This window comes from Patulibacter medicamentivorans, assembly GCF_000240225.1.
Taxonomy (GTDB): Bacteria; Actinomycetota; Thermoleophilia; order Solirubrobacterales; family Solirubrobacteraceae; genus Patulibacter; species Patulibacter medicamentivorans.
This window is the reverse complement of sequence record NZ_AGUD01000028.1, coordinates 21,138-30,003: the sequence shown is the minus strand read 5'-3', so window position 1 is coordinate 30,003 and position 8,866 is coordinate 21,138. Positions and strand designations below refer to the sequence as shown.

7 protein-coding genes are annotated in these 8,866 nt (G+C 75.9%); 6 read left to right on the top strand and 1 reads right to left on the bottom strand.

The window, feature by feature from the left end; genetic code table 11:
- Both PAI11_RS03725 and PAI11_RS03720 read left to right on the top strand, forming a co-directional pair.
- Positions 1-461 (top strand): electron transfer flavoprotein subunit alpha/FixB family protein (locus PAI11_RS03725; protein ID WP_138974079.1); only part of this gene is annotated, 461 nt, incomplete at its 5' end.
- Positions 458-1,621, top strand: a complete 1,164-nt coding sequence (locus PAI11_RS03720; RefSeq protein WP_007570982.1) for an NAD(P)/FAD-dependent oxidoreductase — start codon at positions 458-460, stop codon at positions 1,619-1,621. The genes PAI11_RS03725 and PAI11_RS03720, both read left to right, overlap by 4 nt.
- 21 nt (positions 1,622-1,642) lie before the next feature.
- On the opposite strand, the gene PAI11_RS03715 is transcribed toward PAI11_RS03720, so the two are convergent.
- Positions 1,643-2,977, bottom strand: coding sequence for a helix-turn-helix domain-containing protein (locus PAI11_RS03715; RefSeq protein WP_007570980.1), 1,335 nt, complete (start codon positions 2,975-2,977; stop codon positions 1,643-1,645).
- 181 nt (positions 2,978-3,158) lie between these two features.
- On the opposite strand from PAI11_RS03715, the gene PAI11_RS03710 reads away from it, so the two are divergent.
- Genes PAI11_RS03710 through PAI11_RS03695 form a run of 4 tightly spaced genes read left to right on the top strand, consistent with a single transcriptional unit; the run spans position 3,159 to position 8,855 of the window.
- Positions 3,159-4,124, top strand: a complete 966-nt coding sequence (locus PAI11_RS03710; RefSeq protein ID WP_040598128.1) for an ABC transporter permease — start codon at positions 3,159-3,161, stop codon at positions 4,122-4,124.
- Positions 4,121-4,993: an ABC transporter permease gene (locus PAI11_RS03705; protein ID WP_007570977.1), complete on the top strand. Its 873-nt coding sequence runs from the start codon at positions 4,121-4,123 to the stop codon at positions 4,991-4,993. Before PAI11_RS03710 ends, PAI11_RS03705 begins: the two co-directional genes overlap by 4 nt.
- Positions 4,990-6,894, top strand: coding sequence for a dipeptide ABC transporter ATP-binding protein (locus tag PAI11_RS03700; RefSeq protein ID WP_007570974.1), 1,905 nt, complete (start codon positions 4,990-4,992; stop codon positions 6,892-6,894). Before PAI11_RS03705 ends, PAI11_RS03700 begins: the two co-directional genes overlap by 4 nt.
- Complete coding sequence (locus PAI11_RS03695) at positions 6,891-8,855, top strand: alpha/beta hydrolase family protein (protein WP_007570972.1); 1,965 nt, start codon at positions 6,891-6,893, stop codon at positions 8,853-8,855. The genes PAI11_RS03700 and PAI11_RS03695 overlap by 4 nt, the downstream gene beginning before the upstream one ends.
- Positions 8,856-8,866: the final 11 nt, after the last annotated feature.

Below are 8,866 nucleotides of genomic sequence, written 5' to 3'. Positions count from 1 at the left end.
CCGCGGCGGACGGCGCGCCCCTCCGCGAGCGCGAGCCGGACCCGCCGTTTGTCGCCGACGACGATCGCCCGCGGCCGCTCGCCGGCGCCCGGATCGTCGTCGCCGTCGGGCGCGGGATCGGCGGTCCCGACGCGGTCGCGCTCTTCCGGCGGCTGGCGGTCCGGCTCGGCGCGGGCCTCGGCGCGACCCGCGCCGTCGTCGACGCGGGATGGCTGCCGTTCGCCCACCAGGTCGGGCAGACCGGCGCCGTGGTCACGCCCGACGTCTACCTGGCCTTCGGGGTCTCCGGCGCCGTCCAGCACCTGGTCGGGATGCGCGACAGCCGCACGATCGTCGCGATCAACCGCGACCGCGGAGCCGACCTCTGCCGGGTCGCCGACGTCGTCGTCGAGGGCGATGCCGTGGCCGTCGCCGAAGCCTTGATGGATCACCTGGAACACGAGAGGAATCGCGGAGCATGAGCAACTACGAGGTCGGCATCGTCGGTGCCGGCATCCACGGCGCGAGCGTCGCCCACCACCTGGGACGCGCGGGCGTCGCGACCGCGCTGTTCGAGCGCGCGACGCCGGCGGCGGGCCCGACCGGCCGGTCGAGCGCCGTCTGCCGCTCCGGCTACACGAACCCCTTCCTGGCCCGGATGGCCCGCGACAGCATCGCGCTGTTCGAGCGCTTCGGCGAGGAGATCGAGGGCGGCGACGCCGGCTTCGACCGCACCGGGATGCTCTACGTCCACCGCGCCGAGGACAGCGGCGCGGGGCTCGACGAGCTGCTCGCGAGCCTGACCGCGATCGGCGTCGCGGTCGCCGAGGTGTCGGCCGACCGCCTGGCCGACGAGCACCCCGAGCTGGTGATCGCGGACGGCGAGCGGGCCGTCTGGGAGCCGGGCGCGGGCCATGCCGATCCGGTCGGCGTCACCCGCGGCCTGGTCGACGACGCCCGCCGCCACGGCGTCGAGCTGCACACCGGCACGGCGATCGTCGCGATCGACCCGCGGCCGGCCGGCGGCGCGACGCTGCGCACGGCCGCCGGCGACGTCCACGAGGTCGAGCGGCTGCTGATCGCCGCCGGACCGTGGACGGGACCGCTGCTGCGCTCGTTCGGCGTCGACCTGCCGCTGATCGTCGAGCGGCACGTCGTGGCCACCTTCGGCTGGGGCGACGCGCCGAAGCTGCCGTACGTGCTCGGCGACGTGCGGGGCGGCTACTACCTGAAGCCGGAGGGGCCCGAGCAGTTCGGCCTCGGCAGCCTGCTGGCCGAGCCCGAGGCCGACCCCGACGACTTCCAGGAGGAGGTCGGCGGCGACGAGTCGCTGGCGCTCGTCGAGCCGGCGGTCGCCCGGATCCCCGGCCTGGCGGCGGCCGAGCCGGCCGGCGGCTGGGGCAGCCTCTACGACGTCAGTCCCGACTGGCAGCCGGTGATCGGCGAGGTCGCCCCCGGCATCCACGTCAGCGCCGGGACGAGCGGCCACGGCTTCAAGCTGGCGCCCTCGCTCGGCCGCCAGATCGCGCTCCTGCTGACCGGCGGCGACCACGATCCGGCGCTGGCGCAGTTCTCGCCCGACCGGTTCGCCACCGGCGCCACCCTGGCCGCCGGCTTCGGCGCGGCGCGGATCCTCGGCTGAGGACCGCTCGCCCGCCCGCGCTCACGCGGGCGGGGCGGCCGTCGACCACTCGAGCCCCTGCAGCCGCGCGATCTTCAGGCCCAGGTGCAGCTCCAGCCGCTGCTCGCCGTCGCCGAGGTCGATCGCGCCGAGCTCCTCGATCCGGCGCAGGCGGTGGTAGAGCGTCGTGCGGTGCACGAACAGCTCGGCCGCCGCGGCCGGCACGTCGCCGGCCCGGTCCAGGTAGCACTCCAGGGTGTGGACCAGGAAGTGGGTCTGCGGCCGGGCCAGCAGCGTCTGCAGCCCGGGGTGGATGGCCAGCCGGTCGAGGTCGCCGAGCGGCAGCTCGGCGAGCATCCGGTAGATCCCCAGCTCGTCCCACGAGACGACCTCGCCGAAGCGCGCCCGGATCAGCGTCGCGACCTTGGCCGCCCGTTGCGCCTGGTGGTACGACCGGCGGGCGTCGGCGAGCCCGTCGACCTGGCTGCCGATCGCCACCAGCACCGGCAGCTCGGCGGGATCGACGGCGTTGGCGATCTCCTGGCGCACCTGCGCGGCGAGGCCGGCGACGCCGTGCCGGCGGACGCTGGTCTCGTTGCCCGAGACCACCAACAGGACGTGGCCGGGACGCACCAGGTGGAGGGCGCGCTTCGGCGTCAGGTGGCGGCGCACGCGGTGGATCGCGGTGTCGAGGGCGGCCGCGCGGGCGCTGCTGCCGGCGGCCCCGGGCGGCGCCGACGTCGCGGCGACGAGGACGACGCTCGGCCCGTCGCGCTCGACGATCTCGAACTCGACCAGCTGCTGGACGGCCTGCCGGCGCACGCCCTCGTCCTCGGAGAGGATGTCGCGCACCAGCTCGCGCTCGCGGCCGCGGTCGAGGTCGCGGAGCAGCAGCCCGCGGTAGAGCACGACGCCCGCGTCGTCGGCCGTCCGCTCGAGCCGCGCCAGCTGCTCGTCGGTCGCGTCGTCGTCGCGGTCGATCAGCCAGAGGTACCCCAGCAGGTGCCCGCCGCCGCGGATCGGCACGCAGATCCGGGCGTCCATCCCGAAGGCCGGGTTGGCCGGCACGCGGACCGCCCCGCGCGCCTGGTGGATGCCCAGCGTCTCGAGCCAGGCGACGACGTCGGCCGGCAGCGGGCGCTTGAGGATCGAGTCGAGGCGGACCCGATCGAGGTCGTCGCCGTGCTGGGTGTGGACGATCAGGCGCAGCTGCCGGTCGTCGATCGCCACCGGCCGCCGCAGCTCGTCGGCGACGCCGTCGGCGATCTCCTGCAGGCGGGTCCCGAGCCAGCCGCCGTCGCGCTCGAGCGCCAGCAGGGCGTCGGGCGCCAGCGCCTCCGGGGTCGGCTGCTCGAGCAGCTCGTCGGGGTCGGCCATGGCGCGAGTCTAGGCCGCGCGCGGACGGCCGAGTCCTACAGCTGTCGGACCGCAGGCGCGCGGCGTCGAACGATCGTCGCATGCCCGCGTGGCGACGCCGGGGTACGTTCTCGTTGCGTCGGCCGCCCCTGGCCGGCCGGGGAGAAACGGTGGAGGCACGGGCGATGTCAGGGATGAGCAGGTGAGCGGGCGACGGCTCGCGGGGTTCGTGGGACGGCGACTGGCCGCCCTGCTCGGACTGCTGCTGGTGCTCTCGTTCGCGATCTTCTCGCTGATGTACCTGGCGCCCGGGAGCCCGGAGCAGGTGCTGCTGGGCACCCGCCCCGCGAGCCCCGAGCTGCTGGCGTCGCTGCGGCACCAGTTCCACCTCGACGTCCCGTTCCTCGAGCGCTACTGGCTGTGGCTGTCGGACGCGGTCCGGTTCGACCTCGGCAGCTCGGCCCGCAGCGGCCGCGCGGTGACCTCGATGATCGGCGACCGGATCGGGGTGACGGCGTTCCTGGCCGGCTACGCGTTCGTGGTCGCCGTCGGCGCCGGCGTGCCGCTCGGCGTCCTGGCCGCGGTCCGCCGCCGGACCGGCGTCGATCGCGGGGTCGTCGGCCTGACGGTCGTGGGGGTCAGCGCGCCGGCGTTCGTGACCGGCGTCGTGCTGCTGTACCTGTTCGCCGTGACGCTCGGCTGGTTCCCCAGCTACGGACCCGGGTCCGGCGTCGCCGACCGCTTCTGGCACCTCACGCTGCCGGCCCTCGCCCTGGCCCTGACGGCGCTGGCGCTGGTCACCAAGATCACCCGCACGGCGATGGTCGGCGTGCTCGAGCAGGACTACGTCGGCTTCGCGCTGGCTCGCGGGGTGCCGCTGCGGCGGGTGCTGGTGCGCCACGCCCTGCGCAACGCGCTGGTGCCGATCATGACCGCGGCGGGGGCGGTGGTGACGATCCTGCTGACCGGCACGATCCTCGTCGAGTCGACGTTCTCGCTGCCGGGGCTGGGCGGCCTGCTGGTCGACGCGGTCAACGACAAGGACGTCCCGCTGCTGCAGGGCGTGGTGCTGCTGCTGGCGATCGTGATCGTGCTCGTCAACCTGGCGATCGACATCCTCTACACGCGCGTCGATCCGCGGATCGCCTACGGCCGGAGCGCGGCATGAGCGCGCCCGCGACCGTCGCGGCGGCGCCCGCCGCCGCCACCGCCCCGGGCCGTCGCCGCCGGCCGCCGCTGCCGGTGCTGCTCGCGATCGCGGTGCTCGCCGTCGCCGCGATCTGCGCGCTGCTGGGGACGGCGATCGCGCCCCACGGCGCCGACGCCCAGGACCTCGCCGCGGGCGTCCGCGGTCCGGGCGGATCGCATCTGCTCGGGACCGACGACTCGGGCCGCGACATCCTCTCGCGGGTGATCGCGGGCGCCCGGATGGCCGTCGTGGGACCGGCCCTGATCGTCCTCGGCGCGGCGCTGATCGGGACCGTGCTCGGGCTCGTCGCCGGCTACGTCGGCGGATGGCGCGACACGCTGATCATGCGCGTCGCAGACGCCGTCTACGCGCTGCCGTCGCTGGTGGTGGTGATCGTCCTGGTCGGGGTCGTGGGCGGCGGCTACGCGGCGGCCGTCGCGATCCTGATCCTCTTCATCGGGCCCTTCGACGCCCGGCTCGTGCGCGGGGTGACGCTCGAGCAGCGCGGGCTGCCCTACGTCGACGCGGCGCGCACGCTCGGGCTCAGCCGCCGCCGGATCATGTTCCGCCACGTCTGGCCGAACGTCCTGCCGGTGGTGGTGGCGAACTCGTTCCTCAACTTCGCCTACGCCCTCGTCGCGCTCTCGGCGCTCTCGTTCCTGGGGATCGGCGTCGACCCGGGCGAGGCGGACTGGGGGCGGATGCTGAGCGACAACCTGTCGCTGATCGAGGACAACCCGATGGCTCCGCTCGCACCGGGAATCGCGCTCGTGCTGCTGGCCGTCGCGATGAACCTGGTCGGCGATTGGCTCTACGAGCAGCTGTCCGACCGGGGGAGGGCCCGATGAACCACGACGAGACCGAGACCGGCGCGCCGCTGCTGCGCGTCCGCGACCTGACGATCACCAGCCGGCTGGCGGGCGCCAGCCGCACGATCGTCCGCGGCGTCGACCTGGACCTCGCGCCGGGCGAGGCGCTGGCGATCGTCGGCGAGTCGGGATCGGGCAAGTCGATGACCGCCCGCGCGCTCGTCGGCCTGCTGCCGCCGGGCGTCCGCGCCAGCGGCGAGGTGGCCTACGGCGGGCGCGACCTGCTCGGCCTGCGCCAGCGGCAGGTCGCCGGCGTCCGCGGCAGCGAGATCGCGCTGATCTTCCAGGACCCGTTCACGATGCTGAACCCGCTGATGCGCTGCGGCGAGCAGATCAGCGAGCTGCTGCGCGACGAGTCGGGCCGGCGGCTCGGCCGGCGGGCACGGCGCGAGCAGGCGGTCCGGCGGCTGGCCGAGGTCGGGATCGAGGATCCCGCCGTCGCCGACGCCTACCCGTTCCAGCTCTCGGGCGGGATGCGCCAGCGGATCGGGATCGCCGCGGCGCTCGCTCGCGACCCGCGGGTGCTGATCGCGGACGAGCCCTCGACCGCGCTCGACGTGACGACCCAGAAGGAGATCCTGGCCCGGATCGCCGAGCTGCAGCGCTCGCGCGGGATGGGGCTGATCCTGATCACCCACGACCTGCGCGTCGCGTTCTCGATCTGCGACCGGGTCGCGGTCCTCTACGCGGGATCGGTGCTGGAGACCGGCCCGGCCGCGGCGGTCGAGGCCGACCCGCGGCACCCCTACACGCACGGGCTGCTGCTGACCGAGCCGCCCGGCGATCGCCGGCTGGAGCAGCTGCCGGTGATCGCGGGCGCGGTTCCGGACGCCGACGAGGTCGCCGATCGCTGCGCCTTCGCCGATCGCTGCGACTGGGCGACCGGCGACTGCCGCGCCGGACGCCCGGAGCTGCGGTCCGACGGCGCCGGCCGCGGCTCGGCGTGCATCAGGATCGAGGCGGTGGCCGCGGAGCTGCGGTCGCGGCGGGCGGTGATCCAGGACGGCGTGGCGGCTCGCGCGCCGGCGGCCGGCGCGGCGCTGGTCGAGGTCGACGCGATCGAGAAGCGGTTCGACGGCGCTCGCCGCGGCAGCCGGCAGGTGACCGCCCTCGACGGCGTCTCGCTGCGGATCGACGCCGACGAGACGGTCGGCCTGGTCGGCGAGTCGGGCTCCGGCAAGACGACGCTCGGCCGCTGCCTGCTCGGCCTCGAGCGTCCGACCGCCGGCCGGATCGTCGTCGACGGGATCGACGCCAGCGACCTCGGGGCGCTCGGCGAGGCCGAGCGGCTGCGGTTCCGCCGCACGATCCAGATGGTCTTCCAGGATCCGTACTCGACGCTCAACCCGGTCCGCACGATCGGCGCGACCCTGCGCGAGGCGCTGCTGGTCCACGAGCCCCGCTCGCGCGACGTCCGGGGCCGGGCGGCGGAGCTGCTGGAGCGGGTCGGCCTGTCGGCGGCCTACGCCGACCGCAAGCCCGTCGCGCTCTCCGGCGGCGAGCGGCAGCGGGTCGCGATCGCCCGCGCGCTGGCGGCCGAGCCGCGGGTGATCGTCTGCGACGAGGCGGTCTCCGCGCTCGACGTGTCGGTCCAGGCGCAGATCCTCAACCTGCTGGCCGACCTCCGCCGCGAGACGGGGATCAGCTGCCTGTTCATCACCCACGACCTCGGCGTGGTCCGCCAGATCGCCGACCGCGTGTACGTCCTGCGCCAGGGGCGGCTGGTCGAGGAGGGCGTCTGCGACGAGGTGCTCGACCGCCCGCGCGACCCCTACACGCGGCGCCTGATCGCCTCGATCCCGAGCGGCGACCGTCGCTGGCTCGACGCCGACGAGCCGGCGCCCGCGGTGGCGGTGGTCGAGCCGGGCGAGCGGCGATGAGCGACGACCGGCCGCCGCTGCGCCACGCCGACGTGCTGGCCTGCCGGGCGATCGGGAACGTGGCGCTGAGCCCCGACGGCGACCGCGTCGCCTACGTGGTCGCCGATCCGCCGCGGCCCGGGGCCGCCCCGGCGACGACGCTGGTGGTGGCGGCGACCGGCGACGGCCGCGAGCAGCGCGTGGGGACCGACGACGGGATCCACGACCTGCCGACCTGGTCGCCCGACGGCCGCCGGCTGGCGTTCGCCGCCGACCACGACGGCAGCGGCCTGCTGCGGCTGCTGCTGCGCGAGCCGGACGCGACGGTGCGCCCGGTCGGCGAGGTCGCGGGCTCGGTCGAGCAGCTGCGCTGGTCGGCCGACGGGCGCGCGATCCTCGTGCTCGCCGCCGACCCCGGATCGGACCGGGCCGGCGCGCGCGGGGGCACCGCGATCGGCTCCTCCGCCGACGGCACGGGGCCGCTGGTCCGGCGGCCCGGCGAGCGCTGGCGGCGCCTGCACCTGGTCGACGTCGAGAGCGGCCGGACGCGGGTCGTCGGGCCGCCCGGCCTCAACGTCTGGGAGCTCGACTGGCCCGGCAGCGGCCCGGTCGCCGCGGTCGTCTCGGGCGATCCGAGCGAGAGCGGCTGGTACGACGCGAGCGTCGTGGCGATCGACCTGGTCGACGGCGCGGTCCGCAGCGTCCACCGGCCGCGACGGCAGGTCCAGTCGCCGGCGATCGACGGCGACGGGCGGATCGCCTTCGTCGAGGGGCTGGCCAGCGACCGGACCGAGGTCCAGGGCGTGGTCACCGTGGTCGTCCCGGACGGCGACGGGTCGCGCGTCCGGCGGCTCGGGATCGAGGCGACCAGCGTCGCCTGGCTCGCCGACGGCCGGCTGCTGTTCGCCGCGCAGGACGGGATCGGCGCGGTCTGCGGGGCGGTCGACCGCGACGGCGGCGTCGACCGCTGGTGGCGGGGCACGGCGACGATCGGCCGCGCCGACGCCGCCTGCGCGTCGGCCAGCCGCGACGGGCGGCTGGTCGCCGCCGCGCTCCAGGCGCCGGACCTCCCGCCGGAGGTCGCGCTGCTCGAGCCGGCCGCGCGCGAGGCCGGCTGGCGGACGCTGACGAGCTGCAACGCCGGCCTCCGCGAACGTCGCACGCCGCCCGCCGAGCGGGTCGCGTGGACCGCCTCCGACGGGCTCGAGCTGGAGGGCATCCTGGTCCGGCCGGTCGACCACGGGGACGCTCCGCTGCCGCTCGTGGTCGCCGTGCACGGCGGTCCGACGAACACCTGGACGGCGAGCTTCAGCCCCGCCAGGCTGCACCTCGGCGTGGCGCTGCTCGACGCCGGCTACGCCCTGCTGCTGCCCAACGTCCGCGGCAGCTCGGGTCGCGGGCAGGCGTTCGCCGAGCGCAACGTCGGCGACATGGGCGGCGGCGATCTGGGCGACGTCCTGGCCGCGATCGACGCGCTCGTCGAGCGCGGCCTGGTCGACCGCGACCGGGTCGGGATCACCGGGGTCTCCTACGGCGGCTTCCTGTCCGCCTGGGCGCCGACCCAGTGCGACGCGTTCGCCGCCGCCGTCCCGGTCGCCTGCGTCTCGGACTGGCTGAGCTTCCACCACACGACCAACATCCCGCGCTTCGACGAGCTGCTGCTCGGCACCGATCCGGTCGCGGGCGCCGCCGAGTACCGGCACCGGTCCCCGGTCGCCCACGCCCGTCGCTGCCGGACCCCGACCCTGCTGCTGCACGGCGCCGACGACCGCTGCACCCCGCCGACCCAGGCCCAGGAGCAGTTCCAGGCGCTGGCGGAGGCCGGCTGCGAGACCGAGCTGGTGCTCTACCCCGGGGCGGGCCACGGCTGGAGCGACCACGGACAGCTGGTCGACTCGGCCGCGCGGACGGTCGCCTGGTTCGACCGCCACCTCGCGTGCGGGCCGCGGACCACGGTCGCCGACGGGGCGTGCGACGGCTGATGAACCCGGGT

Bases quoted from the DNA above. Each gene is read 5' to 3' on its own strand.
- PAI11_RS03720 (WP_007570982.1), top strand. From the start codon at position 458: ATGAGCAACTACGAGGTCGGCATCGTCGGTGCCGGCATCCACGGCGCG.
- PAI11_RS03715 (WP_007570980.1), bottom strand. From the start codon at position 2,977: ATGGCCGACCCCGACGAGCTGCTCGAGCAGCCGACCCCGGAGGCGCTG.
- PAI11_RS03705 (WP_007570977.1), top strand. From the start codon at position 4,121: ATGAGCGCGCCCGCGACCGTCGCGGCGGCGCCCGCCGCCGCCACCGCC.
- PAI11_RS03700 (WP_007570974.1), top strand. From the start codon at position 4,990: ATGAACCACGACGAGACCGAGACCGGCGCGCCGCTGCTGCGCGTCCGC.
- PAI11_RS03695 (WP_007570972.1), top strand. From the start codon at position 6,891: ATGAGCGACGACCGGCCGCCGCTGCGCCACGCCGACGTGCTGGCCTGC.